The organism is Kribbella sp. NPDC051137 (assembly GCF_040682535.1).
GTDB lineage: Bacteria > Actinomycetota > Actinomycetes > Propionibacteriales > Kribbellaceae > Kribbella > Kribbella karoonensis.
In genome coordinates, this window is sequence record NZ_JBFBBI010000009.1 from 80,901 (window position 1) to 105,163 (window position 24,263).

24 protein-coding genes are annotated in these 24,263 nt (G+C 69.0%); 8 read left to right on the forward strand and 16 right to left on the reverse strand.

All coding sequences use genetic code 11. From position 1 onward, the window contains the following. Positions 1-13 precede the first annotated feature (13 nt). The 6 genes from AB0M51_RS40310 to AB0M51_RS40335 are packed head-to-tail and all read right to left on the reverse strand — an operon-like array spanning position 14 to position 5,636. Positions 14-742, reverse strand: a complete 729-nt coding sequence (locus AB0M51_RS40310) for a cobalt-precorrin-6A reductase (RefSeq protein WP_363753988.1) — start codon at positions 740-742, stop codon at positions 14-16. Beyond that, positions 739-1,479, reverse strand: a complete 741-nt coding sequence (cobM, locus tag AB0M51_RS40315; protein WP_344191270.1) for a precorrin-4 C(11)-methyltransferase — start codon at positions 1,477-1,479, stop codon at positions 739-741. The genes AB0M51_RS40310 and cobM overlap by 4 nt, the downstream gene beginning before the upstream one ends. A 25-nt stretch (positions 1,480-1,504) precedes the next feature. Next, a complete protein-coding gene (gene cbiE, locus AB0M51_RS40320; RefSeq protein ID WP_363753992.1) occupies positions 1,505-2,704 on the reverse strand; it encodes a precorrin-6y C5,15-methyltransferase (decarboxylating) subunit CbiE in 1,200 nt (399 codons plus the stop codon). Next, positions 2,694-3,074: a TIGR03618 family F420-dependent PPOX class oxidoreductase gene (locus AB0M51_RS40325; protein WP_363753995.1), complete on the reverse strand. Its 381-nt coding sequence runs from the start codon at positions 3,072-3,074 to the stop codon at positions 2,694-2,696. Before AB0M51_RS40325 ends, cbiE begins: the two co-directional genes overlap by 11 nt. 55 nt (positions 3,075-3,129) lie before the next feature. Continuing rightward, positions 3,130-4,728, reverse strand: a complete 1,599-nt coding sequence (locus tag AB0M51_RS40330) for an ABC transporter permease (RefSeq protein ID WP_363753998.1) — start codon at positions 4,726-4,728, stop codon at positions 3,130-3,132. Next, positions 4,725-5,636 carry an ABC transporter ATP-binding protein gene (locus AB0M51_RS40335; RefSeq protein WP_344191278.1) on the reverse strand — a complete coding sequence of 304 codons (912 nt, stop codon included), beginning with the start codon at positions 5,634-5,636 and terminating at the stop codon, positions 4,725-4,727. The genes AB0M51_RS40330 and AB0M51_RS40335 overlap by 4 nt, the downstream gene beginning before the upstream one ends. An 80-nt stretch (positions 5,637-5,716) precedes the next feature. Between AB0M51_RS40335 and AB0M51_RS40340 the strand changes: the two genes are divergently transcribed. From AB0M51_RS40340 to AB0M51_RS40350, 3 genes are all read left to right on the forward strand, one after another. Next, the gene (locus AB0M51_RS40340) at positions 5,717-6,226 is read left to right on the forward strand and encodes a MarR family transcriptional regulator (protein ID WP_344191280.1); all 510 of its coding nucleotides are present in this window, start codon (positions 5,717-5,719) and stop codon (positions 6,224-6,226) included. Between the two features lie 30 nt (positions 6,227-6,256). Continuing rightward, complete coding sequence (locus tag AB0M51_RS40345; protein WP_363754269.1) at positions 6,257-6,739, forward strand: type IV toxin-antitoxin system AbiEi family antitoxin domain-containing protein; 483 nt, start codon at positions 6,257-6,259, stop codon at positions 6,737-6,739. Positions 6,740-6,870: 131 nt separating this feature from the next. Then, complete coding sequence (locus AB0M51_RS40350) at positions 6,871-7,197, forward strand: hypothetical protein (RefSeq protein ID WP_344191282.1); 327 nt, start codon at positions 6,871-6,873, stop codon at positions 7,195-7,197. An 82-nt stretch (positions 7,198-7,279) separates the two neighbouring features. Here AB0M51_RS40350 and AB0M51_RS40355 read toward each other — a convergent pair whose 3' ends face one another. Beyond that, positions 7,280-7,924, reverse strand: coding sequence for an NBR1-Ig-like domain-containing protein (locus tag AB0M51_RS40355; RefSeq protein WP_344191284.1), 645 nt, complete (start codon positions 7,922-7,924; stop codon positions 7,280-7,282). Positions 7,925-8,117: 193 nt separating this feature from the next. Here AB0M51_RS40355 and AB0M51_RS40360 point away from each other — a divergent pair, with 193 nt between their 5' ends. Together AB0M51_RS40360 and AB0M51_RS40365 are read left to right on the forward strand one after the other, a co-directional pair. Next, a complete protein-coding gene (locus tag AB0M51_RS40360; RefSeq protein ID WP_344191286.1) occupies positions 8,118-8,606 on the forward strand; it encodes a CHAP domain-containing protein in 489 nt (162 codons plus the stop codon). 109 nt (positions 8,607-8,715) lie between these two features. Beyond that, the gene (locus AB0M51_RS40365) at positions 8,716-9,411 is read left to right on the forward strand and encodes a CHAP domain-containing protein (RefSeq protein ID WP_363754004.1); all 696 of its coding nucleotides are present in this window, start codon (positions 8,716-8,718) and stop codon (positions 9,409-9,411) included. Between the two features lie 40 nt (positions 9,412-9,451). Here AB0M51_RS40365 and AB0M51_RS40370 read toward each other — a convergent pair whose 3' ends face one another. Continuing rightward, a complete protein-coding gene (locus tag AB0M51_RS40370; protein WP_344191290.1) occupies positions 9,452-10,174 on the reverse strand; it encodes an alpha/beta hydrolase in 723 nt (240 codons plus the stop codon). 29 nt (positions 10,175-10,203) lie between these two features. Beyond that, the gene (locus AB0M51_RS40375) at positions 10,204-11,253 is read right to left on the reverse strand and encodes a LacI family DNA-binding transcriptional regulator (protein ID WP_344191292.1); all 1,050 of its coding nucleotides are present in this window, start codon (positions 11,251-11,253) and stop codon (positions 10,204-10,206) included. A gap of 129 nt (positions 11,254-11,382) precedes the next feature. Between AB0M51_RS40375 and AB0M51_RS40380 the strand changes: the two genes are divergently transcribed. The 3 genes from AB0M51_RS40380 to AB0M51_RS40390 all read left to right on the forward strand — a co-directional run bounded on the left by AB0M51_RS40380 (position 11,383) and on the right by AB0M51_RS40390 (position 14,487). Then, positions 11,383-12,285, forward strand: a complete 903-nt coding sequence (locus AB0M51_RS40380; RefSeq protein WP_344191295.1) for a sugar ABC transporter permease — start codon at positions 11,383-11,385, stop codon at positions 12,283-12,285. Next, complete coding sequence (locus tag AB0M51_RS40385) at positions 12,266-13,177, forward strand: carbohydrate ABC transporter permease (RefSeq protein WP_344191297.1); 912 nt, start codon at positions 12,266-12,268, stop codon at positions 13,175-13,177. Before AB0M51_RS40380 ends, AB0M51_RS40385 begins: the two co-directional genes overlap by 20 nt. Before the next feature lie 125 nt (positions 13,178-13,302). Further along, entirely contained in the window at positions 13,303-14,487 is a 1,185-nt protein-coding gene (locus AB0M51_RS40390) for an extracellular solute-binding protein (RefSeq protein ID WP_344191299.1), read from the forward strand. Here AB0M51_RS40390 and egtD read toward each other — a convergent pair whose 3' ends face one another. The 7 genes from egtD to AB0M51_RS40425 form a co-directional block, all read right to left on the reverse strand. Beyond that, positions 14,488-15,453 (reverse strand): L-histidine N(alpha)-methyltransferase, encoded by a 966-nt coding sequence (egtD, locus tag AB0M51_RS40395; protein WP_344191301.1) that lies wholly within the window; start codon positions 15,451-15,453, stop codon positions 14,488-14,490. Beyond that, a complete protein-coding gene (gene egtC, locus AB0M51_RS40400; protein WP_344191303.1) occupies positions 15,450-16,211 on the reverse strand; it encodes an ergothioneine biosynthesis protein EgtC in 762 nt (253 codons plus the stop codon). The genes egtD and egtC overlap by 4 nt, the downstream gene beginning before the upstream one ends. Further along, positions 16,211-17,542, reverse strand: a complete 1,332-nt coding sequence (gene egtB, locus AB0M51_RS40405; RefSeq protein WP_344191305.1) for an ergothioneine biosynthesis protein EgtB — start codon at positions 17,540-17,542, stop codon at positions 16,211-16,213. The genes egtC and egtB overlap by 1 nt, the downstream gene beginning before the upstream one ends. Next, entirely contained in the window at positions 17,539-18,759 is a 1,221-nt protein-coding gene (locus AB0M51_RS40410) for a glutamate-cysteine ligase family protein (RefSeq protein WP_363754013.1), read from the reverse strand. Before AB0M51_RS40410 ends, egtB begins: the two co-directional genes overlap by 4 nt. Before the next feature lie 119 nt (positions 18,760-18,878). Continuing rightward, positions 18,879-22,382 carry a glycoside hydrolase domain-containing protein gene (locus AB0M51_RS40415; RefSeq protein WP_344191309.1) on the reverse strand — a complete coding sequence of 1,168 codons (3,504 nt, stop codon included), beginning with the start codon at positions 22,380-22,382 and terminating at the stop codon, positions 18,879-18,881. A gap of 85 nt (positions 22,383-22,467) precedes the next feature. Further along, a complete protein-coding gene (locus tag AB0M51_RS40420) occupies positions 22,468-23,250 on the reverse strand; it encodes an ABC transporter ATP-binding protein (RefSeq protein ID WP_344191311.1) in 783 nt (260 codons plus the stop codon). Beyond that, positions 23,250-24,260: an iron ABC transporter permease gene (locus AB0M51_RS40425; protein WP_363754018.1), complete on the reverse strand. Its 1,011-nt coding sequence runs from the start codon at positions 24,258-24,260 to the stop codon at positions 23,250-23,252. Before AB0M51_RS40425 ends, AB0M51_RS40420 begins: the two co-directional genes overlap by 1 nt. Positions 24,261-24,263 lie beyond the last annotated feature (3 nt).

Here is a 24,263-nt window from a genome sequence, read left to right on the forward strand (position 1 = left end):
GTAGCTCCCCTGGTCAGCTCCGGGCCTCGCGCATCACCCAGTCGAAGGCTTGAGGGGATGACGTCACGACGTCGAGGCCGGCGGGAAGCGGTGGCCGGCGGATGACGACCACCGGGAGGTGCAGCTGTTGGGCGGCGCGGAGCTTGGGTGCCGTGGCGGGTCCGCCGCTGTTCTTGGTCACCAGTACGTCGATACGGTGCTGCTTCAGCAGCTGGAGCTCGTCCGTCTCGGAGAAGGGGCCTCGGGCAAGGACGAGTTCGCACCAGCTCGGCCGCGGCTGAGGTGGGTCGACGCACCGCGCGAGGGTCCAGAGGCCGGTGGTCGCGAAGGCGTCGAGGCCTTGCCGGCCGATCGTGAGGAACACCCGTGAGCCGAGCCCGGGCAGCAACTCCGCAGCCGCCGCGGGCGAATCGGCCCAGTGCCAGTCGTCTCCGGAGGTCCAGCCCGGGCGGTGCAGGACGAGGAAGCTGAGGCCGAGGTGGGTCGTGGCGGCCGCGGCGTTGGCGGTCATCCGGGTGGCGAAGGGGTGCGTGGCATCCACGACGACATCGACGGGATGCGCTTGCAGCCAGGCGATCAGGCCGTCGACGCCGCCGAAGCCGCCGACCCGGATCTCGCCGTCGGGCCGGCGGGCGTCGGTCGTCCGGCCGGCCAGCGACGAGATCACCTCGACGCCGCCGGCAACCAGCAGCCGCGCCAGTTCGCGGGCCTCGCCGGTGCCGCCGAGGAGCAGGACCCTCATCGGGCCCGGTCGGCCGAGTACAGATGGCTGTCCCGGAAGGTCGTTGCCGACAGCACCTTTCCGGCGATGATCACCGCGGTACGGCGGATGCCCGCGGACTTCACCTGGTCCGCGATGCCGGCGAGCGTGCCGCGGAGGACGACCTCGTCGTCGCGGGACGCGCGGGCGACCACCGCGACCGGGCAGTCGGCGCCGTAGTTCGGGACGAGCTCGGCGACCACGCGGTCGATCTGCTGCACGGCGAGGTGCAGGACGATCGTCGCGCGGCTCGCGCCGAGGGTGGCCAGGTCCTCGCCGGCCGGCATCGCGCTGGCGCTGCCGCCGATGCGGGTGAGCACGACGGTCTGGCCGAGTTCGGGGACGGTCAGCTCGCGGTTGAGCGTGGCGGCCGCGGCGGCGTACGCCGGGACTCCGGGGGTCACGTCGTACGGGATCTGCAGGGCGTCGAGGCGGCGGAGTTGTTCGGCCATCGCGCTGAAGACGGACGGGTCGCCTGAGTGCAGGCGGGCGACGTCGTGGCCGGCGGTGTGGGCGGCGGCGAGTTCGGCGATGATCTCGTCGAGGGTCAGGTTCGCGGTGTCGATCTTGCGGGCTCCGGGCGGGCAGTGGTCGAGGAGCTCGACCGGGACCAGCGCACCGGCGTACAGGCAGACCGGCGACGAGGCGATCAGGTCCCGCCCCCGCACGGTGATCAGATCGGCCGCACCGGGCCCGGCGCCGATAAAATGCACGGTCACTTGGTCACCCTCCAGATGGTGACGGTCACTTGGTCACGCTCCAGATGGTGACGGGCAGGGCGGGGCGCCAGCCGGTCATGGTGCCGATCGGGGACGCGCGCTGGACGTCCAGGCGTACGAGGTCGCCGCCGAACTCCTTGTACCACTGGATGATGAGCGCCTCCGTCTCGAGCGTGACCCCGTTGGCGACCAGGCGGCCACCCGGGGGCAGGGCGTTCCAGCAGGCGTCGAACAGCCCCGGAGCGGTGGCACCGCCGCCGATGAAGATCGCGTCGGGTGATTCGAGACCGTCAAGGGCTGCCGGGGCGGGGCCTTCGACGACGGTGACTGCGGCGCCCAGTGCTGTCGCGTTGCGTTCGAGGCGTTTGGCACGGGTGGGGTCGCGTTCGATCGCGATGGCTCGGCAGGTCGGGTGATGGCGGGACCATTCGATCGCGATGCTGCCGGCGCCGCCGCCGATGTCCCAGAGGAGTTGGCCCGGTACCGGCGCGAGGCGGGAGAGGGAGACGGCGCGCACTTCGCGTTTGGTGAGTTGGCCGTCGTGCTCGTAGGCGTCGTCGGGGAGGCCGGGAACGGTGGAAAGCACCGGCGCGTCGGGCGGGCAGTGGACGGCGATCACGTTGAGCGGGTCGACCTCGTCGGACCATTCGGCCGCTGTTGCGGTGCGGATGCGTTCGGCTGGGCCGTCCAGCTGCTCCAGGACCGTGAAAGCGCTGTTGCCGTAGCCGCGGGCTACCAGTAGCTGTGCGACCTCGGAGGGGGTCTGAGAGGTGCGGCTGAGGATCAGCAGCCGACGGTTCGGTTGTAGGTGCGGGTGCAGGCGGTCGACGGGGTTGGCCACCGTGCTGACCACCTGTACCTGGTCTTGCGGCCAGCCGAGACGCGCGCAGGCGAGCGAGACGCTGGACGGGTGCGGGATCACGTGTACGGCGTCGGAGCCGAGGAGGCGGACCAGCGTCGTACCGATGCCGTGGAAGGTCGGGTCGCCGCTGGCGAGCACGCAGATGCGACGGCCACGGTGCTCCTCAAGCAGCTGAGGCAGTCCCTCGGAGAGCGGCGAAGGCCACGCCACCCGCTCCGCACCCACAGCGGGTGAGAGGAGGGCCAGTTGGCGGGGGCTGCCGAGCAGGACCTCGGCCGTTCCCAGTGCTTGCTGGGCTGCCGGCGAGAGGCCTGGCCAGCCGTCGGGGCCGATGCCGACGACGGTGAGCGGGTCAGCCGGCATTGCCGAGAGCCTTCGTGATCGTGATGTGGATTACCACCCGGGCGGGGTTGGGGCGGGGCTGCTTGTAGCGCTTGGCGTAGCGCTCCTCGGCGTCGCGAACGTCGGCAAGGTCGTCGCTGACGACAGCACGACCCTCCAGGGTGCTCCAGCGGCGGCCGTCGACCTGCGTCACCGCAACGGAGGCCTCCCCCAGCCGGCTGATCGTCCGCGCCTTGTACGACGTACCGGAGCAGATCACCCGCAGTACTCCGGCATCAGGGTCGAGGGTGGCGCCCACCGGCGTCGCATGGACGGTCCCGTCGGCCCGGACCGTACTCAGCACACACAGGTGCCGCTCGGTCCAGAACCCGACCAGTTGCTCACTCAACACCCCGCGATCGTAGACAGGCCCGCCCGGAACGCTGCCGGGCGGGCCTGTCTGGGCGTCAGCCGATGTCGCGGCGCCGGAACGTGGCGAAACCAGCAACGGTCAGTGCAGCGGCGATACCGGTCAGCCAGAGCACGGGGGTGACGGAGAAGTCGCCGCCGGGCAGCCGCGGCGTGTGGCCGTACGGGCTCAGGTTGATCACCCACTGCGGCAGGTTGAAGATCTCGCCGAACTGGCCGATCAGCAGGAAGATCCCGTACAGACCCCAGCCCGCGGTGACGACCTTCGGCGCCAGCCCGAACAGGATGACGACCAATGCGGTCACCAGCCAGATCGCAGGCAGCTGTACGGCGGCCGCCGCCAGCATCCGCGGCACCTGGCGGGCCATGTTGCCGAGCGAAGCCCCACTGGAGACACCGGACCCAAGACCGGCTACCAGGATCAGTGCGCCGGTGCCGAGCAGTGCCATCAGTACGTGGCTCGCCAGCCACTGTGCACGCGTCACGCCGGTCGCCAGCACAGGCTCTGCCCGCAGCGCGGTCTCTTCCGACCGCAGCCGCAGCGCGGCCTGGATACCGAACGCGGACGCCAGCAGCCCCATCACGCCCATCTCGGTCGCCAGGAACGCGTCAGTGATGCCCTGGACACCGCCGAGCTTCTGCACCATCTCCTTCGCGCTGTCACTCGTGACAAACCCGTCGACATTGCTGGCGATGTTGCCGACCAGCAGCCCCAGCAGCAGGAAAGCGAATCCCCAAGCGAGCAAGGAGCCACGGTGCAGCCGCCAGGCCAGTGCGAGCGGCGACCGCAACGAAGCGGCTGCCCGCGGCGGGCCTGGTCGCGGCCGCACCAGACCGGCTCCAAGATCGCGCCGCCGGATCAGTGCGGTCGCTGCAGCAACCATGACGACCAGGAACGCAAACGGCAGCAGCAGTACGGCCCACCGGTCGCCGGCGAACGCACGAACCTGCTGGGACCAACCGATGGGAGACAGCCACGACACCCAGCCCGTACTGCCGTCCGCGGACGAGTCGCCGATGGCGCGGAGTACGTAGGACACACCGAGCACTACGGCGGTCAGTCCGTTCGCCGCCCTGGCGCTCTCGGTGAGCTGCGCCGTCACGGCCCCGACACCGGCGAACGACAGGCCGGCCGCCGCCCACATCAACCCGAACGCGAACGAGCCCCGCGCGTCCAGCCCGCTGCCGATCAGCGACAGTGCGGTCACCAGCCCGAGCAGGATGACGGTCGCCGCGGAGACGATCAGCCCGGCCGTCAAAGCGGCGTACCGACCGAGTACTCCGGCGCTGAGCAGCTCCAGCCGCCCGGACTCCTCTTCGGTCCGCGTGTGCCGTACGACGAGCATGCCCGCCAGCAGGCCGACGAGCAGCGCGCCGAACGCGGTCAGCTTGAACAGCGAGACCTCCCCGAGCGAGGACTCGTCGAAGATCCGCCCGTACAGCGAGACCAGGGCGGGCGACGCGTTCGACGTACGCGCGGCCTCGACCAGCGCGTTGTGGTCGGAGTAGAGGGCGATCGACGCCTTGGCGGAGCCGGCCGCCGACATCACGAAGACGACGATCCAGATCGGGATCAGCAACCGGTCGCGGCGCAGCGCGAGCCGCACCAGCGTCCCGGTACCGACGAAGTCGTTCATCGCAGCGCCGCCTCGGGCTCCGCGACCTCGTCCTCGTAGTGCCGGAGGAACAGCTCCTCGAGCGTCGGCGGCTGCGCCACCAGGCTCTTGATGCCGCTCGCGGACAGTTGCCGCATCACCGCGTCGAGCTGCGCGGTGTCGACCTCGCAGCGCACCCGGTTGCCCTCGACGTCGAGATCGTGCACGCCGGGCAGCTGGGCCAGCCCGTTCGGCGACCCGGCCAGCTCGGCCTGGATCGACGTACGCGTCAGATGCCGAAGCTCGGACAGCGTGCCGGTCTCGACCACCTTGCCGCGGCGGATGATGCTCACCCGGTCACACAGCGCCTCGACCTCGGAGAGGATGTGGCTCGACAGCAGCACGGTCCGGTCGCGCCGGCGTTCCTCCTCGATGCACTGCCGGAACACCTCCTCCATCAGCGGGTCGAGGCCGGAGGTCGGCTCGTCCAGGATGAGCAGCTCGACGTCGCTCGCGAGGGCCGCGACGAGCGCCACCTTCTGCCGGTTTCCCTTGGAGTACGTCCGGCCCTTCTTGGTCGGGTCCAGGTCGAACCGGCGGAGCAGATCGTCGCGCTTCTTCTCGTCCAGCCCGCCGCGGAGCCGGCCGAGCAGGTCGATCACCTCGCCACCGGTCAGGTTCGGCCACAGGTTGACGTCGCCGGGAACGTAGGCGAGCCGCCGGTGCAGCTTGGCGGCGTCACGCCAGGGGTCGCCGCCGAGCAACGAGACATCGCCGGCGTCACCCCGCAGCAGCCCGAGCAGGACACGGATGGTGGTGGACTTCCCCGCGCCGTTCGGGCCGAGGAATCCGTGCACCTCACCGGTCGCGACCTCCAGGTCGAGACCGTCGAGGGCGTGCGTACTGCCATACGACTTGTGTAGTCCGGAGACCACGATGGCTGATGTCATGATTCACAAGGTACACTTCGTTCAGAAGTTTGTGAATCTTCCTAACAGCTTTCTGACAGCTCAGAGGGGATGATGGGGCGGTGAGTGCACATCGAGACGACGATGCCGTCAAGCGGTACACCGAGCAGTTCGGCAACCTGCTGGCCGACACGGGGTGGCCGCGGATGGCGGGCCGGACGTTCGCCGCGATCCTGTCGAGCGTGTCCGGCCGGATGACCGCCGCCGAGCTCTCCGAGCAACTGCAGGCCAGCCCGGCCGCCGTCTCCGGCGCGGTCAACTACCTGCTCCAGCTGCGGCTGGCGACCCGCGAACGCGAGCCCGGCAGCCGCCGCGATGTGTACGTCGTCCAGGACGACGCCTGGTACCAGACGATGATGACCGAGGACGCCTCGCTGAGCCGCTGGTCCGAGTCACTCCGCAAGGTCCTCGACGCCTCCGGCGAAGGCACCGAGGCGCACCGCCGGATCCGCATCTCACTCGCCTTCATCGACTTCATCAGCGAAGAGGTCAAGGGCCTCAGCGAACGCTGGATGAAACGCAAGTCCGAACTCGACGCGGAACTCGAGGCGCAGTACGGCCCCAGGAGCTGACCCGCCATACGTCGAGGCCTCGAACAGGTACTGGGCGGCTGGTTCACGCGGACGGACGCGATGGAGTCCGGCTACACCGACAGCGAACTCCGGCGACGTCTCCGGACAGGGCAGTGGTCGCGGCTGTCTCGTGACGTGTATGTCGAGGACACGGGTCCGCCCGCGGGTGAGACGAGCTGGGACCGGAGCAAGCGCCTGCATCTACTGAAGACCCGAGCGGTCATCAACCGGCTGGGGCCGGGTGCTGTGGTCAGCCATCAGTCGGCGACCGTCCTGCATGGACTGCCTACCTGGGGCCTCGACCTGTCCAAGGTCCACGTGACCAAAGCCAGCGGTCGAACGCGTTCCGACAAGATCGCCGAGCTACACCGCTCGCGGTTCGAATCCGGCGACATCGCGGTCGTCGACGGCTTGCACGTGGTCACCCCGGCGCTGCTGTCGTCGAGACGGCGTGCGCGTCGTCGTACGAGGTCGGAGTTGTGCTCGGCGACGCCGCACTGCGGGAGGGCCTGATCAGCCCGGACCTACTCGTGGCAACAGCGGACCGGCACAGGACGTAGGCCGGTTCTCCCGCGGCACGCGCGGCGGCGCAGTTCGCCGACGGGCTGAGCGACTCGGTCGGCGAGTCGCGGCTCCGGGTCCTGATGGCGAACCACGGACTGCCGAAGCCGGAGTTGCAGGTCGAGATCCGCGACGCGTCCGGCCGGCTCATCGCACGGGTCGACAGCTTGCTCAACGGTGCGTGCATCGTCGAGTTCGACGGTGCGATGAAGTACGGCGATGCCAAGGACCTCGTGGCGGAGAAGTGGCGTGAGGACCGCCTGCGCGCGCTGGGCTTCGAGGTCGTCCGGGTCGGCCGGCCGGACCTGGACCACCCGTACACGACGGCAACCCGCATCGGCGAAGCAGTCGTCCGCGCCCACCGCCGCCGCGCGCCCGTGGGGGCCGGACCGGCGTTGCGGGGGCCTTGAACAGGTTATTTCCCCCTCACCACCCCCAGTTACTGTCCACGGCCCCGGCGAGTGGCTGGGTGGGGCTGGGCTCGGGGCTGGGTTACAGGTCGTAGACGGTGAGGATGGTGCAGTAGATGGGTGGGGACTCCAGGCCTGGGTAGTACAGGCGGCCGGCTTCGTCGGTGAGTTTGAAGTAGGCGGTGGAGGCGCCTACCTGGGGCGGGGCCTGCAGGGTCATGGTGACCGTGACGATATCGCCCGGTGTCGCGTCGGGGACCGGGGCCCGCGTCGGCGAGCGGAGGCGGCCGGGTGTACCCGGAACGCCCTGCCGGGTGAGCCACCGGTTGCACCACGGGCGCTCGCCGCTGTTGCGGATCACCCAGGTCTTCTCGAACAGCTCGTCGCGACGCACCTGCGTACCGTCCGGGACCGTCTCCCCCACCAGCTCCGCGCGGTCGTCCGGGTGGTGGTCGATCGGGACCGAGCCGCCGAGCAGCACCGGCTGGACGTGCCGGCGGAGGTCGCGCTGGGACATGTCGCGACCGGCCCGTACGGCGGCGTCGAGCTCGGTCAGCTGGTTCACCAGCGCCTGGTTCGCACCGAACGAGTCGTCGTACCACTCGATCAGCTCGCGGCTCGGCTTGGTGTGGCCGCGCTCGACCCGGGACAGGTGGCCCTTGTCCCAGCCCGACTCGGCGGCCGCGCGGGTCAGCGGCACTCCGGCGGCCTCGCGCAGCTCGCGCATGCGCGCTCCGATCACGTACCGGGCCTGGGCTGGGCGCACGGCGTACTCTCCGCTCTCGCCGTCACTTACCTACTCAAAGTACCAAAGATGAGTGACTGATTTCCGTTGCCCACTGCGACAATCTGATCACGCTCTGATTGTCTGCACAAAGTAACAGACCGCCCCACGCAGCACAGAGTGAAAGGCAACCGTCATGAAGCTCGCTCGACTGACCGCCATCGCCGCCCTCGGCCTGACCGCCCTCGGCGGCGCCGCGCTCCCCGCCACCGCCGCCCCGTCCGCCGCCCCCGCCACCAGTACGTCCACCAGTACATCCATCAGTACCGTCGTCAGCCCGCAGTCCCGGGCCGACGACGCGATCAACTGGTTCGCCGCCCGCAACGGATCCACCGCGTACCAGGGGTACTGCGAGAAGGCCGTCGAGAACGCGTACGGCACGACCGGTGTCTACGCGTCGGCCATCGCCAACTGGAACGACGCCGTACGCCGCGGCGCCGCCCACAAGGGCGACCTGAACCCGCCGAAGGGCGCCCTGGTGTTCTGGAACATCAGCTCGTACGGCCACGTCGGTGTCGCCACCGGCGACGGCAACTTCTGGGCCACCAGCGTCAGCGGCGCGATCGGCAAGCGCGCCCTGCCGTACTTCTCCAACTACCTCGGCTGGGCACAGCCCAACTTCTGACGCCCCCGGGCAGCGGCGCCCGACCGCCCCGCGGGCGCCGTTGCCTACTGCGACAACACCGGCGCCTTTTGGTTCCCTGCGAGTACAACTTCAAGGAAGGGAACACACCATGCGTACCGCCCTCATGCGCATCACCGCCCGTGTTGCCGTCACTGCCCTCCTCGCCGGCGTCACCGCCCTCGGCACCGGCACCCTTACCGCCAGCGCCGCCACCGGAACCGTCGTCACCGACAGCGGCACCGGCGTCGCGATCCGGTCCGGGAACGCGACCAGCTTCGGCTCGGTCGGCACCCAACCGAACGGAACGGTCGAGATCGACTGCCAGATCTACGGCGAGCCCGTCACCGGCAAGTACGGCCGGAGCCTGGTCTGGGACCACATCCCCGGCAAGGGCTACATCACCGACTCCTACGTCAACACCGGAAGCAGCGGCCTGATCGCGCCGCTGTGCACCAGCAACCCGCGCGCCGACAACGCCATCGCCTGGTACGCCGCCCGCAGCGGGTCGACGGCCTATCAGGGGTACTGCGAGAAGGCTGCCGAGAACTCGTACGGCAAGACCGCGATCTGGGCCTCCGCCATGGCCGACTGGAACGACGCCGTGAACCGCGGAGTCGCACACAAGGGTGATCTGAACCCGCCGAAGGGCGCCTTGGTCTTCTGGAACCTGGCCGCACCGTACGGCCACGTCGGCGTGGCGACCGGCGACGGCAACTTCTGGGCGACCAGCGTCAGCGGCGCGATCGGCAAGCGGGCCCTGCCGTACTTCAACAACTACCTCGGCTGGGCCTACCCGAACTTCTGATCCACCCCGGACCCGAGCACCCGGCCGCGCGCTCCGCCCCTCACGCGCCCGGGTGCTCGACCCTGTCCAGCCAGTCCTCCACGAGCGCCCGGTACAGCGCCGAGCCCGGGCCTGGCAGGAAGTGGTCTTCCTGATCGAGTACGGCGTACGTCGCGCGCGGGTAGTCGTCGAGGAGCGGCCAGGCGTCGGCGTACCCGGCGATGGTGTCCTGGCGACCGGTGACGATCAGGGTCGGGCGGTCGAAGTGGATCGACGGATCTTCACGCAGGCCGTACGTCGACGGATCACGCTGGATCCGGCCGAGGAACTCGAGGTCCGCCGCGGCCTCAGCTGCTTCGTAGTACTCGTGCTGGCGTTCACGGGCTGCGGACGGCAGCAGAAACGCGTCGGTCGGGAGCGTGCGGCGGGAGCGGTCGATGACGACACCCGGTGCCCTGAGCAACAATCCCAGGACGCGGGACGGGTCGCGCTTGACGATCCCGCGCGCGTGCAGTCCGCCGGCCGACGTACCGGCGAGCGCGAACGGTTCGCCACCGGCCACTGTGTCGATGAGCCCCGCAATGGACGAGAGCATCCCGTCCTGGTCGGTGATCGCGGGATCGGCGCGCGACTTCCCTGTGCCGGGCGGATCGACGTACACGCGCCGCCAGCCTGTGCGACGTTCGAAGACGGGCTCGTGGACGTCGCGGGCCTCGCCGGCATCGCCGCCCCAGCTGGGGAGGAAGAAGATCGGGCGGCCGGCGCCGAAGGACTCGTAGTGCACGCTGCGACCTTAGCCAGCGGGCCGCTCGATCATCGAGGGTTTCTGTTCGCAGCAGAATCCGGCGGGCGCTCGCCGGACCCGCGCTCGATCAACGCACACGGCAGCACGATCCGCTGCGGCGGCCGGGTGTCGGCGCCGGAAGCGCGGTCGAGCAACAACCGCGCCGCGCGGCGGCCGAGCTCGGCGATGTCGGAGGCAACGACCGTGACCGGCGTCGGCAGCATGTCGGCGAGCCGGAAGTCGTCGAACCCGACCACCGCCGGGTCCTGGTCCAGTTCGCCGAGGGCGCGCAGCACACCTTCGACCAGGAAGTTCGTCGAGGCGAAGATCGCGGTCGGCGGGTCCGGCCGCAGCATCACCTCGCGGGTCGCCTTCTCCGCGGCCTCCGCGTTGCCCTCCGGCAACTGGATCACCAGCGACTCGTCGACCTCGACCCCGGCCGCGCGGTGCGCCCGCCGGAAGCCGCGCAACCGGCGGCCGATCGTGTAGTACGACGGCGCGAGGATGATCGCGATCCGCTCGTGGCCCTGGCTGAGCAGGTGCTCGGCCGCGATCCGGCCGCCGCCCTCGTTGTCGACCATCACGATGTCGGCCTCGATGCCGGTGGCCGGCCGGTCGACGAACACCACCGGTACGCCGGCGCCCTCGAGGAACGCGTGGTCGCCCTGGTCGGGGACGATCATCAGCCCGGCGACCTGACGGCTGACCAGCTCCTGGATCGCGCGCTTCTCGCCCTCCGGGTCTTCGTCGACACTGCCCAGCACGACGGCGAACCCGGACTGCCCGGCGATCTCCAGCGACGCCTTCGCGATACTCGCGTAGAAGGGGTTGGTCAGGTCACCCAGCACCAGAGCCAGCGACGTCGACTTCTTGCCCGGCCGGAGCGCGCGGGCCACCTCGTTGCGCTGGAAGCCGAGCTCGTCGATCGCGGCCCGGACGCGCTGCGCGGTCTCGTCCCGGACGCCGTGGCCGCCGTTCACGACACGCGACACCGTGCCGAGCCCGACGCCGGCCCGGCGGGCGACGTCGATCATCGTCGGCCGAGCGACCTCCGGCTTGGTTGGAAACGTTTCGGACACGGGGTTGACTTCCTTTTCGGGACACGGCATCGTCACCCAACAGTAAAACGTTGGAAACGTTACCGTCCAGGAGGCCGGATGAGTAGTGCCACTCCAGGCGGAACCACCCGGAGAAAGAGCCGCGGTGGCATGAGCCGGAATGCCGGCTCCGATGTGAAGGCGGCGTACCTGTTCATCGCTCCGGCGGTGATCGGGTTCGTGGTCTTCGTGGGATATCCGCTGATCCGATCGTTCTATCTCGCGCTGACGAAGTACAACGGGCTGACGAACCCGGTCTTCGTCGGCCTCGGCAACTTCCGGAGGTTGTTCTCCACCGACCCGGCCTTCTGGCCGTCGTTGCGGGCGACCGGCTATCTGGTGTTGCTCTATGTCCCGTTGTCGCTGATCCTCGGGCTCGCGCTGGCGATGTTCTGCAACCAGCGGTTCGCCGGCGTCCGGGTGGTCCGGACGCTCGCGTACCTGCCGGTCGTCCTGCCCGCGGTCGCGACGATCACGCTGTGGAAGTTCATGCTGGACCCGCAGGTCGGGCTGCTGAACACGATCCTCGACCGGCTCGGTCTGCCGACGAGCCTGTGGCTGCAGAGTCCCAAGATGGCGATGCCGGCCGTCGTACTGGTGATGCTGTGGGGTGTGGGCGGGACCATGATCATCTTCCTGGCCGCGCTGCAGTCGGTGCCGACCGAGCTGTACGAGGCCGCCAAGGTGGACGGCGCCGGCCCGTGGTCGGTGTTCTTCCGGATCACGATGCCGATGATCAGCCCGATCATGCTGCTGCAGGTGATCCTGCAGACCACGGCGGCGCTGCAGACGTTCAACCAGCCGAAGATCCTGACCGGCGGTGGCCCGGGGTTCAGCACCAACGTGCTGATGCTCGGGATCTACAACAACGGCTTCCCGACGCTGGGCCGGATCCCGCAACTGGGATACGCGTCCGCGCAGGTGTGGGTGCTGTTCGTGATCATCATCGCCGTGATCGCCCTGACCGCGAAGTTCTCATCGATCTGGACGTACAGTGACAGCACTTCCGACTGACGCCCGCCCGGCCACGGCCGCCGATCCGGCCGTGCGGCCCGCGAAGAAGAAGCCACGCGTGATCGGTACGACGTCGTGGTACGTCGTAGCGCTGTTCATCTGCGCGGTGATGGTGGTCCCGCTGCTGTGGATGATCACGATCGGGCTGAAGAGCAAGACCGCCGTCTTCGACATCCCGCCGAAGCTGCTGCCGCACGAGTTCAACTGGAGCAACTTCGTCAAGGGTCCGCAGGCGATCCACTTCCCGCGGCTGTTCCTGAACTCGATGATCATCACCGCGCTGAGCGTGATCGGCGGCGTGATGACCGCGATGATGGCCGGCTACGCGCTGGCCCGGTTGCGGTTCCCGGGTCGCAAGGTGTGGTTCTACCTGTTCGTCGGCAGCATGCTGCTGCCCGGTGTGGTCGGCCTGATCCCGTTGTTCCAGATGTACAAGAGCATCGGCTGGTACGACACCTGGCTGCCGCTGATCGTGCCGGCGTTCCTCGGCGGGAACCCGTTGTTCATCTTCCTGGCCCGGCAGTACTTCCTGGCCATCCCGTACTCGATCGACGAGGCGGCGAAGATCGACGGCGCCGGGCACCTGCGGATCTTCGTCAGCGTGATGCTGCCGTTGACCCGGCCGGCCTGGCTGACGATGGCGATCCTCGCGTTCCAGGCGTCCTGGAACGACTACCTGAATCCGCTGGTCTACCTGTACTCGTCCGGCAAGTGGCCGTTGTCGGTGGGTATGGCGTCGTTCATCTCGCCGTTCGCCGGGAAGACGCCGGACTGGAGCTACTACATGGCCACGAACCTGCTGTACATGCTGCCGCCGCTGATCATCTTCTTCGCCGCGCAGCGCTACTTCATCCAGGGCCTCGGCGCTCTCGGCAGCACGAACCAGAAATGAGGATTGTTGTGAAGAGGACAATGGCTGTCACCGCGCTCGCATGCGCGGGGTTGCTGACGGCAACGGCCTGCAGCGGCGGGTCGGGCTCGGGCGGCTCGAGCAACGGGCCGGTCACCGTGACCGTGATGACGTGGGAGTCTGCCGACACCAACGCCGCGATCAAGAAGGCGCTGGAAGGCTTCAAGGACGACAACATCAAGGTCCAGCTCCTGGATTCGCCGAGCGGTGCGTACGGCGACAAGCTGGCGTCGCTGACCCAGGCGAAGAAGCTGCCGGACCTGTTCTGGTGCGGCAACGACACCGAGCAGCAGTACACGTCCCAGGGCCTGCTGGTCGACTGGGCGGACAAGCTCAAGAACGGCGACGGCGACTTCAAGTCCGACAAGTTCGTGCCGTCCGCGATGGACAACTGGAAGACCGCGGACGGCCAGATGGGCGGTCTGCCGTCGCTGATGAACACGTACGGCGTCTGGTACAACGCCGACGCGTTCACCGCCGCGGGCCTGCCGCTGCCGAAGGCCGGCTGGACGTGGGACGAGATGTACGCCGACGCCGCGAAGCTCGCGGGTAAGAACGGAGCGAAGTACGGTCTGGTCGCCGACCAGCTGACGAGCGCGGACGGTCCGTTCACGATGAGCATGTACTCCGTCTCCGCCGGCGGCGCGCCGTTCACCGACAACGTGAACCACCCGACGAAGGCCGAGGCCGACGGCAAGTACACCGAGGGCGTGCAGAAGCTGGCCGCCGCGATCAAGAACGGTTCGGTCGCGCCTCCCGGGTACGACGCGTCGAACGTGCAGTCGCTGTTCTCCGCCGGGAAGGTGCCGATGACGTTCGGCGGGCAGTGGCTGGCGGCCGGGTTCCAGACCGACAAGCCGAAGATCAAGTACGGGTTCGCGCCGTTCCCGCAGGTGAACACGCCGACCACGCTGTACGACTCGGTCGGGATCTGCACGCCGCAGTACACGAAGGACCAGGACGCGACGTTCAAGGTGCTCGAGTACATCAACACCAAGGTGTGGGACGCCGTACTGCCGGCCTCGCCGGTCGCGCCGCCGGCGTACACGCCCGCACAGGCGAGCTACTTCGACGCGCTGACGAAGGCGCAGCAGCCGACGGTCGTCGACACGGTCAAGGCGGACCTGGCGGCGGAGAAGACGGTCGGTGTCCGGTTCACCACCCAGTGGGCGAGCCAGGTCGGTGACCTGACCACGGCCAACTACCAGCCCATCCTGAGCGGCAAGAAGCCGATTACCGACCTCCCGAGCTACGTCGACAAGATCAACGGGTTGATCAAGCAGGGAAGCTAGCTACACAGCTTCCCAGAGTGACAGTGCGAAGCGGGCTTCACCGTCGGTCCACCATGCGGCCGGGGTGAAGCCCGCTTTGTCGAGTTCGGCCTCGACGCCGGCGCGGTGGAACTTGGCGGAGATCTCCGTACTGATCTCCTCGCCGGCCGCGAAGGTCACCTCAAGGTGGATCTCCGGGATCAGCACCTGCATCGCGCGGGTGGCGCGCAGGTGCATCTCGATCCACTCGTTGTCCGCGTCCCAGATCGCCACGTGCTCGAACGCGTCGACGTCGAAGTCCGCGCCGAGCTGCCGGTTGATCACCCGCAGGACGTTCTTGTCGAACTCGGCCGTCACACCGGCCGCGTCGTCGTACGCCGCGACCAGGGTCGCCGGGTCCTTCACCAGATCCGTTCCGAGCAGCAGCCACTCGCCCGGCTCGAGGACGTCGCGGACCGAACGGTAGAACGTCTCGCGTTCGGAGGGGATCAGGTTGCCGATCGTGCCGCCGAGGAACGCGACCAGCCGCGGCGGGTCACCCGGCAGCTTGTCGAGATGCGCGGTGAAGTCGCCGACCACGCCGTGGACGTCGAGGGCCGGGTAGTCGGCGTTGATCGCGTCGGACGCCTCGCGCAGTGCGGTCTCGGAGACGTCCAACGGCACGAAACTCGTGAGCGTGCCGTGGTCGCGGAGTCCGTCGAGCAACAGCCGGGTCTTCTCGGACGAACCCGAACCGAGCTCGACCAGCGTGTGCGCGTTGGTCAGCGTCGCGATCTCCGCGGCGCGGGCCTGCAGGATCTCCCGTTCGGCGCGCGTCGGGTAGTACTCCGGGAGACGGGTGATCTGCTCGAACAGCTCACTCCCCCGGGCGTCGTAGAACCACTTCGGCGGCAACCACTTCGGCGTCGCCGACAACCCCGCCCGCACGTCGTCGCGGAGGGCGCGCGCGGCGTAGTCCGGGGTCAGCTGTACGTCGATGAGGGTCACAGGTGTCCTTCCATCGGGGTGACCTGCACGGTCGTGGCGGTGGCCACGAGCAGGGAACGATCGGGTACTGCGTGCCAGGCGCCGTCCCCGAACGGTTCGGAGGCGACGGTGACGGAGTCGGTGGTACGGCGGACGTGGAGCGAGTGCGTCCAGGTCGTCGCGATCACCTGCTCCCCGTCCGTGAGCAGGAAGTTGAGCCGCGAGCCCGGCGCGACGGCCTCCACCTCGCGGACGACGGCCGCGACCGCGTCGGCCGGCGGCTCGCCGTCGCCGAGGCGCCGGGTGATCAGGGCCCAGAGGAAGACGGAGTCGGTCGGCGCGTCGAGGCCCAGGAGGTCGGCGACCGGCAACTGCTCGGCCAGCTTGAGCGTCGTGTCCGGCCAGCCGGCGATCCGCCCGTTGTGGCTGAACAGCCAGTGGCCGGACGCGAACGGCGCGACGGCCGGCTGTCCGTACGGCATGCCGACCGTGCCGTTGCGCACGGCGGCGAGGACGGCGCCGGACCGGATCGCCCCGGCCAGCTCGGGGAGGTTCTCGTCGGTCCAGATCGGCACGTCCCGCCGGTAGCGCACGGGTCCGCCGGACACGGCCGCGTCCCCCTCGGGATACCAGCCGAGCCCGAAGCCGTCGGCGTTGACCGAGCCGCCGCCGCGCATGTCCGACGGCGCCCAGCTTTGTTCGTACAGCGAATGCCGCGGTTCCAGGACAAGGGACGCGAGCGTGACAGGTGGGCCCAGGTAGGCCAGGTGGCGGCACATCAGAGTTCTTCGGGGCGGGGGTCGCGGGCGCAGCGGAAGCCGGCGAAGATCTGCCGGCGGATCGGGTAGTCCCAGTTGCGGAACGTGCCGCGGGCGACGACCTCGTCGGTACCGAACGAGCCGCCGCGGAGGATCTTGTAGTCCGGTCCGAAGAACACCAGCGAGTACTCGTCGTACGGCCACGCGCGGAACCCGGGGTACGGACGGAAGTCGCTCGACGTCCACTCCCACAGGTCGCCGATCAACTGCTCGACCCCGAGCGGCGACGCCCCGGCCGGATACGCGCCCACCGGTGCGGGCGAGAGATGCCGCTGGCCGAGGTTCGCGTGCTGCGGGCCGGGCGACTCGTCACCCCACGGGAACCGCCGCGTCCGCCCGGACGCCGGATCGAACCGGGCCGCGAACTCCCACTCCTCCTCGGTCGGCAGCCGCTTGCCGGCCCACTTCGCGTACGCCTCCGCCTCGTAGAAGCAGACGTGCATCACCGGCTCGTCCAGCGGCAGTCGCTCCAAATGCCCGAACCGCAGCCGCCACCACTCCCCGTCCTCGTGCGACCAGAACCGCGGTGCCACCAGCGACGCCTTCCGCACATGCGCCCAACCGGCCTCCGACCACCACTGCGGATCCGAGTACCCGCCGCCGAGCACGAACCGCAGATAGTCCGCGTTCGTCACCGGCACCGTGTCGATCACGTAGGGCTTGACGTGGACGGCATGGGCCGGTCGCTCGTTGTCCAACGCCCACGGCTCGATCGACGTACCCATCTCGAACACCCCGCCCGGCACGAACACCTCCGCCGACGGCAACGCCCGTCCGGCCGGAGGCGGGGGCGCGTCCAGCACCGGTGCACCGGCGCGCAGCTGATGCGTCGCGAGCATGGTCTCGTCGTGCTGCTGCTCGTGCTGTGCGATCATCCCGAACGCGAACGCGTTGTCCACGAGTTCACGCCCGCCGTCGAACTTCACATGATCCAGGACGTCGAGCACCTTGTCCCGTACTTCGTTCACGTAGACACGCGTCTCCGCCGGACCGAGCAGCGGCAGGGAAGGACGGTCCGCCCGCGGGTGCTGGAACGCGTCGTACAGCTCGTCGATGTCCTGTCGCAGCGGCTCCCGGCCGCCGACGTCGCGGACCAGCCAGAGCTCCTCCTGGTTGCCGACGTGGGCATAGTCCCAGACGAGCGGTGACATCAGCTTCGAGTGCTGCTTGACCAGGTCGTCGGTGTCGACCGCGTCGGTCAGCTGCACCGTCCGCGCCCGCGAGCGCTCGAGTTGCTCTCCGACGAAGGTCCGCAGGCCTTCCGCAGACAGGTTGGACAGTTGGTGACTCATGAAGCTCGCCTTCCTCGGGTGGTGTCGACGATGCGCTGCAGCCGGGTCGCGACGGCAGCGGTGAGTTCGGGATCCGCACCGGTCCGGTCCAGGACCGCGGTGCCGAGTGCCACCACGTCTCGGGCGGCACGCAGTACCAACGTGTCTCGCAAGCCCTCGCGGGCCGCCGGGAACCAGCGGCCCGCGGCCGGCTCGGCCGCGGCCAGGACCTGGTCGAGCGGCGCGGACATCAGTGCGGTGAGCAGCAGGGTCGGGGCGATCCACCCGTCGCCCGGCTGCGCGTCGAGGTAGCGCACCTCGAGATACCCGCGCGGCCGGACCGGCGGGAACAACGTGGACAGGTGGTAGTCGAGATCGTCGTACGTCGGTCTGTCGCCGGGCAACTGGCCGTCCGCCCAGGCGCCGAACGTGAGCCCGGTCGGTGCGTCCCACGTGTCGCCACGCCGCAGACACAGCACCGGCGCCTCCATCGCGGTCCGGGCCCAGGCGGCCGCCGGGTCGCCGTCGAGCGGCGGCGGCTCGGTGAACGGGGCACAGGTCCCGAAGGTGGCCTGCGTTCGGGCGGACGCCCAGCCGGTGTCGGAGCCGGCCCGGCGGCGGGAGTTCGCGAACAGTGCGACCAGCGCGGGACCGAGATCGTGCAGGGCTCGCCAGCGCAGAGCGGTCTGGTCCGACTCACCGGCGTCGAGGCAGATCTGCAGGCCGGCGGTACTGCACATCATCCGCGGGCCGTGCGGTCCGAGCCGCTGGAAGGCGTGCTCCATCGCGGCGTACCGCGGGACGGTGAGGATCCGCCGGGGAGCCCGGAACGGGTCCAGGCCGTGGTCGCCGGGCATCAGGCCGGCGTCCAGCAGCAGGGAGGTGAGCTCGGCGGCGTCGGCGGCGGTGTCGTCGATCAGCCGTGGGATCGAGTCGGTCGCGGGACCGGAGATCTCCACCTGGCCACCGGGCTCGACGGTGACCAGAGCGCCCCGGCGCAACGGCAGCTGCGGGCTGCCGCGGACCAGGGTCGCGGGGGCGTGTTCGCCCAGGGCCTTGCTCAGTTGTCCGGCGTCGAGCGGCCGGTGCGGGTCTTCCGCGTGATGCACGGTCCACTCGAGCTCGACGCCGTACAGCCGAGGTGGACCGTGCTTGAAACAGACCATCGCGACGTAGCCCTCCGCCTCGGCCCGGGAGCCGATCGGAGTCGTCGCCGGGAAACCACCGGGCGAGGTCACGTCAGCGAACCTAGCTCCGGGCCAGGGGCTGGACAACCGACCAGAAAATTACCGGTCGGTGACGCCTGGGCAACGAGTCGAGTCATGATCGAGATGTTCCCCGGCGGCACCGACAGTTTTCAGGCGGGAACCTGCACCGAACCGCCCCAGTCGTTCTGGTGCCAGCCGTCCTGCGGCGTCCACCACCAGTGGTACAGCGTTCCGGTTCCGCTCTGGGCGAAATACTGATGCTGGTCAGCGAACGCGAACGCCACCGGATCGGCGTACACCTGCCCGCCGAGGTCCTCCCACGTCACCTTGCTGGTGCCCTGGTCCCACCACCAGTGGTAGAGCGTGTTTCCGGGGCCACGAGCGACCACGTGCTGCTGTGTCCCGGTTTTGAACGCAGATGGTGCCCCGACGAACTTCGCCGGAGCACCTCCCCATTCGACTTGGTGCAGCCCGTCACCGGCGTCCCAGTACCAGTGGTAGAGCTGCCCGTCCGCGGCTTGGGTGTAGACGTGCTGCTGCCCGTTCCAGACGAACGTGGTGGGGTCGGAGTACGCCTCACCGCCCCAGTCCGCGAAATGCGGCTCGAAGTCACCCAGCTGCCACCACCAGTGATACAGGTGGTTGTCCGCGCCACGAGCGACCACGTGCAGCTGGTTGTCCCACACGTACGTGGACGGCGTACCGACGATGGGCCCTGGCGCACCTTCCCAGCTGTCGAGGCGTAACCGGCCGTCCGCGGGGTCCCACCACCAGTGGGTGAGGCCCCCGCTCGAGGAACGCGCGAAGATGTGCTGCTGCCCGGACCAGACCACTGCGGCCGGGTCACCGGCCGCGTCACCTCCCCAGTCCGCGTAGTGCGCTGCTGACTCGCCCTCGATCCACCACCAGTGCAGCAGCGTGCCCGTCGTACTTCGGGCCACTGCGTGCTGCTGGTTCTCCCAGGCGTAGCCGGTGCTCTTACCGGCGACAGGGCCTCCGCCGAGATCGTTGCGCTTCAGCCCTGCCGCACCACTCCAGTCCCAGCGCCCCAAGGTGCCGGCCGCGGTCGGGGCGAAGATCACCTCGTGGCCGGCACCACCCGCGTCGTTCCACTGGTACGCCGTGGCGCCGGGTACGACGTCGCCCGCATGCCCGGCGCCGTACGCCTCGATCTCGTCGATGAACACGCCGGTCTGGTACTTGTTGTGCATCGTCTTGTCGAAGGTCAGCCGCACCCACCGGGCCTTCGACGGAGCGAAGCCGATGTCGTACCAGATCCGTGAGGCCCCGTTCACCGAACTGACCTGCCCGCGGTTGGTGAAGTTCGTACCGTCGGTGCTGGTCGCGACCGTGATCTGGTCGGGCCGGTAGTCCGGGTACTCCTCGTAGGCGTGCACGCGTACCGTGCCGACCGTTTGCGCCCAGCCGAGGTCGATGGTGACCGCCGGGTGCACGCTGTCACCGACGTTGGCCAACTCGTACCCGAACTGCTTGCCGTCGCCCCAGTTGTCCCCTAACACCCCGTCGGTCGCCTCGTTACCGGCGTCAGGGAACCGTGTCGACGGTGCGATGCTCTTCGTGTACGTCTTCCCACCCGCAAGGTTCTGCTGCAGCAGGCTGTGCCCCACTACATCGAGCCCTTGCAGGTCGTACGGCGCTGTGCCGTCCACGGTGATCCGGATGTAGCGCGTTTTCGCATTGATACCCAGGAAGTCATCGCCACCCGGCTTGGCCAGATCGTCAGCGGGGTCGTCGGTCCGGTTCGCCGCCTCCGCCCACTTCGTACCGTCGTACGAGATCTGCACGTGGTACTTGCTGGCCCACGCGGAGCCCCAGTGCAGCTTTACGCCGTCGACCTGCGCCTGACGCCCCAGGTCGATCTGTACGCCGTTCGAAATGGTGGTCTTGGTGTACTTGAGGCCGGTAACAGGCAGCCCTGCCGAGGCGTCCAGTGCAAGAGCGCGGATCCGCTGCATGTAGCTCACGTCAGGCGAGTACTTGTCGCTCGCCTGCACCACGGCGGTCGCCAGGTCGTGCGCCAACCCCGGGTTGGTCTTGCCGAGGTGGTTGAGGACCTCCCAGTCCTCCATGCCGTCCCGCAGGGACTCGTACCGCGGTGAGGCCTCGACCGTGTTGTGCACCGTGTCCGGGCGGACGATGTACCCGTCGCCCTTGACGGTCTGGTCGCTCATCTTGAACTGCCAGTTGCCGTACGCCCAGTGCAGGTACCCGGTCGCGCCCTTGCCGTACGCGAGCCACATGGTCTGCCGCTGGTCCCACTCCGGCTGGTCGATGAACCTGTTGAGATGGTTTCCGGCCGGGATGTTGCAGTTGTAGAACCACAGCGGCTTGCCGGCCTTGCGCTCGTCGTCGAACGGCTTCGGGTTCGCGGTGTACGTGAACAGGTTCGGGATCACGATGTCCTCCGCGTGCGCGACCCTCGGGGCCAGGTCGTTCACGACCGCGTCACCGATCTTCACGTCCGGCCAGTACTGCCTCAGCTTGCTCGCGACACCGAACCAGCCCGGGTCGCCGCCGGCCCCCGGCTCGTCGCCCACGTGCATCCAGAACATGTTCGACCAGCCCTTCTCCGCCACGTGCTGACGAAGCGCCGGATAGAACTGCTTGTACCAGTTGTCCGCCTCCGGCGAGTCCCAGTACACGAAGTCCGGGAGCTGCCGGCCGGTCTCCTTCGGCGTCACCTCCTGGAGGTACCGCGGGTACTGCGGGTTGTGGTCCGGGTTCTGCGGACCGGCGCCGGTGAAGCCCTCCAGCCGGTTCACCACACCCTTGTCCAGGAACCGCTGCACGACCTGGTCGAAGCGGCTGAAGTTGAACGTGTAGTTGCCCGCGGCATCGACCTTGCTGCCGCCGTCGGTGAGCAGGTTGACCAGCGGCAGCTGCAGGTCGTTCTGCCGGTACCGCTTCATCGTGTCGGCCCAGTTGTCGATCAGCTGCCACCACTCCGGCGAGTACCGGTCGTGCCCGTAGAACAGCTTGACGGTGTCGCCCTGGCCCATGTCCCACGAGGTCAGGCCGAGGAAGTTCGTCCACATCACGTTGGTGAACTCGCTCTGGTCGGCCGGCGGGATCACCACGTTCCGGGCGTTCACCCGGATCGGCACGGTCAGGTTCCCGTTCGTCGTCCGGACGGTCGCGCGGCCGGTGTAGATGCCGCCCTTCGCGGTCGCCGGCACGTGCACCCGGACCCAGATCGACTGCGTCTGGTTCGCCGGTACGTCGATGCTCGTCTGGTTCAGCAACCGGTCCGGGAAGTCGCCCGGCGCGGTCCGGATCGTCGGTACGACGAAGTTGTCCGGCTCCCAGCCGTTGTACGAGTTGCGGTCCAGGTACTCGTACCCGACCGGGTTGTAGCTGATCTCGCTCGCCGCGATCGCGTCACCGGTCCCCTGCAGCGCGCTGAAGTCCACGCTGTTCACGGTGAACGCGGCCGGTCCGCGCAGCACGATCTGCGCCGCCTCGTAGTCGTTCTTCGCAGTGTCCAGCCGGATCTCGTCGCCCGCCTCCGGTGACCGCCCGCTGTCCTTGAAGACCGAGTTGTACGACGTCTCGGTCCACATGCCCGGTGCCGCGCCGGCGGCGTGCGCCAATGGCGCCAAGCCGGTCATCGTCACCATCAGTCCAACCGCCACCACTACTCGTGTCCAGCGCATGCCGCCAAGCCTCCGTGGCCGCGCCGGACCCGACAATCCTTTCGAGCCAGCCTGTATAGACCAATCAACCCGACCCGGGCAGGTGGTGCAGGCGATCAGGCACCACCACCGGGGCGCCGCCTACCTGTACCACGGTGGCTCTCAGGCCGAACACCTCCTCCAACAGGGCAGCCGTGAGTACGTCGGCCGGCCTTCCCTCCGCGGCGATCCGTCCGTCACCCATCACGACCAGGTGGTCGGCGTACTGCGCTGCCAGCGTCAGGTCGTGCAGCACGGCGACAACGGTCCGCCCCGTCGTGGCTGCCACGTGTACGACATTCATGACGTCCACCGCGTGTGCAAGGTCCAGGTACGTCGTGGGCTCGTCGAGCAGGAGGTGTTGCGTACCTTGGGCGAGCACCATCGCGATCCACACGCGCTGGCGTTGCCCACCGGACAGCTGGTCCACGGGACGTGCACGGAGCTCCGTCAACTCAACCGCCGCCAGGGCCTCCTCGATGGCGGCGTCGTCCTCAGCCGTGAGCCGTCCGAACAGCCCCCGGTGCGGGTGCCGGCCTCTGGACACCAGCTCGGCCGCAGTGATGCCCTCTGGAGTCACAGGCCCCTGTGGCAGCACGCCTAGCTTTCTGGCCAGCTCGCGGGCCGGCAACTGGTGGATGTCCTTGCCGTCCAGCAGCACCTGTCCGCTGCGGGGTGGGAGCAGCCTGCTCATCCCCCGGAGCAGCGTGGACTTGCCGGAGCCGTTCGGCCCGACCACGGCAGTCAGCTGACCGGTCGGCACGTCCAACGTCAGGCCGTCCACCACCGGCGCAGCGTCGTACGCCAGGGTCAGGTTCTCGACGTGCATTAGCGCCCCTTCTGCTGACGGCCGATGAGATGAAGCAGGTACGGCGCTCCACACGCGGCCGTGACCACACCAACAGGTAACTCGTACGGGCCGACCTGCGCCCATTGCAACCCGTTCCGCGCCAGCAGGTCCGCCAGGACGACGAACAGCGCTCCGAGTGTCGCAGTGGTCAGCAAGGGCGGCCGCTCCATCCGGGTAAGCCGCTGCGCGACCTGCGGCGCCACCAGCGCGACGAAGGCGATCGGACCGGCGCCCGCGGTCGCCATCGCGGCCAGCACGGTCGCGATCACCAACAGAGCCAGCCGGACGCGCGCCACCCGGACGCCGAGCGAGGAGGCGACGTCGTCGCCGAGGACCAACGCGGACAGGTCCCGGTTGAATAGCATTGCCACCGGCAACAACAGGACCACCGCGAGCAGCACCGGGATCGCGTCGCTCCACGCCCTCGAGTTGAGCGAGCCTGCCAGCCAGGCGGCCGCCCGGCCCGCGTCGTTGACGTCGCCGATCACCAGCAGCCAGGCCACCAGCGAGTTCGCCGCGGCGGCGATGCCGACGCCGATCAGCACCACCTTGCCCGCGTCGACCACACCGCGCTGGATCGACAACGCGCCCACGACCAACGTCGCGACCAGCCCGCCGAGCACGGCCGCCAGCGGGATCCCGACCTTGGCGGCGACCCCCGAGATGTTGCCGCCGCCCGTCCCCGCGAGCACGATCACCGCGACCGCACCGGCGGACGCGCCCGAGTTCACGCCGACGATGTCCGGACTGGCCAGCGCGTTGCGCGACAACGTCTGGAGCAACGCACCCGACACGGCGAACGCGATCCCCACCAGGAGGCCGGTCGCGACCCGCGGCAACCGCAGCTCCAGCACGACGAGCCGGGTCCCGCGCCGGCCGCCGCCGAGCAGTACGTCGACCACGTCCGCGACCGGGATCTTCGTCGTACCGACACTCAACGACACCACCGCGACCACCACCGCCAGGGCCGCGAACAACACACTCAACATCAC

Excerpts from the sequence above, each read along its gene's own strand:
- AB0M51_RS40335 (WP_344191278.1), bottom strand. The coding sequence starts at position 5,636 with ATGACATCAGCCATCGTGGTCTCCGGACTACACAAGTCGTATGGCAGT.
- AB0M51_RS40355 (WP_344191284.1), bottom strand. The coding sequence starts at position 7,924 with ATGCGCGAGCTGCGCGAGGCCGCCGGAGTGCCGCTGACCCGCGCGGCC.
- cbiE (WP_363753992.1), bottom strand. The coding sequence starts at position 2,704 with ATGCCGGCTGACCCGCTCACCGTCGTCGGCATCGGCCCCGACGGCTGG.
- AB0M51_RS40350 (WP_344191282.1), top strand. The coding sequence starts at position 6,871 with ATGGCGAACCACGGACTGCCGAAGCCGGAGTTGCAGGTCGAGATCCGC.
- AB0M51_RS40310 (WP_363753988.1), bottom strand. The coding sequence starts at position 742 with ATGAGGGTCCTGCTCCTCGGCGGCACCGGCGAGGCCCGCGAACTGGCG.
- AB0M51_RS40360 (WP_344191286.1), top strand. The coding sequence starts at position 8,118 with ATGAAGCTCGCTCGACTGACCGCCATCGCCGCCCTCGGCCTGACCGCC.
- AB0M51_RS40330 (WP_363753998.1), bottom strand. The coding sequence starts at position 4,728 with ATGAACGACTTCGTCGGTACCGGGACGCTGGTGCGGCTCGCGCTGCGC.
- AB0M51_RS40365 (WP_363754004.1), top strand. The coding sequence starts at position 8,716 with ATGCGTACCGCCCTCATGCGCATCACCGCCCGTGTTGCCGTCACTGCC.
- AB0M51_RS40425 (WP_363754018.1), bottom strand. The coding sequence starts at position 24,260 with ATGTTGAGTGTGTTGTTCGCGGCCCTGGCGGTGGTGGTCGCGGTGGTG.
- AB0M51_RS40390 (WP_344191299.1), top strand. The coding sequence starts at position 13,303 with ATGACGTGGGAGTCTGCCGACACCAACGCCGCGATCAAGAAGGCGCTG.
- egtB (WP_344191305.1), bottom strand. The coding sequence starts at position 17,542 with ATGAGTCACCAACTGTCCAACCTGTCTGCGGAAGGCCTGCGGACCTTC.
- AB0M51_RS40380 (WP_344191295.1), top strand. The coding sequence starts at position 11,383 with ATGAGCCGGAATGCCGGCTCCGATGTGAAGGCGGCGTACCTGTTCATC.
- egtC (WP_344191303.1), bottom strand. The coding sequence starts at position 16,211 with ATGTGCCGCCACCTGGCCTACCTGGGCCCACCTGTCACGCTCGCGTCC.
- AB0M51_RS40420 (WP_344191311.1), bottom strand. The coding sequence starts at position 23,250 with ATGCACGTCGAGAACCTGACCCTGGCGTACGACGCTGCGCCGGTGGTG.